This is a genomic window from Vibrio sp. 10N.222.52.B7, from assembly GCF_041474275.1.
In the GTDB taxonomy this organism is placed as follows: Bacteria; Pseudomonadota; Gammaproteobacteria; order Enterobacterales; family Vibrionaceae; genus Vibrio; species Vibrio crassostreae_C.
Window position 1 is genome coordinate 1 of the sequence record NZ_JBFRTU010000522.1, and the last position, 276, is coordinate 276.

1 pseudogene is annotated in these 276 nt (G+C 46.4%); it reads right to left on the reverse strand.

Annotation, left to right across the window (positions count from 1 at the left end):
• A pseudogene (locus tag AB4512_RS23995) lies at positions 1 to 276 on the reverse strand (transcriptional regulator); the annotation flags it as partial.

The window sequence follows — 276 nt, forward strand, 5'->3', positions numbered from 1 at the left end:
TGATTTTGTTGTTTGACTCGTCGTCCGGGGTAATGATTGGCAACTTTTCAAGCGCACCTTCTACCCAACCAGAGACGTAAGAGTTCACACGACGAGTGACTTCGAGAGTTCCGGTACCAGATCCTGCAAAGCTGTTTCTGAATTGACCCGTATGCTCGTTCAATTCGCGATAAATAATATCGAAAGCAAAGGCAGCAAAGATTGCTCGATCAGCTTCACCAATGAACTCCACACGCTTAAGGCCTTTGTGGTTCAGTAATACGGCTTCTACGCCAA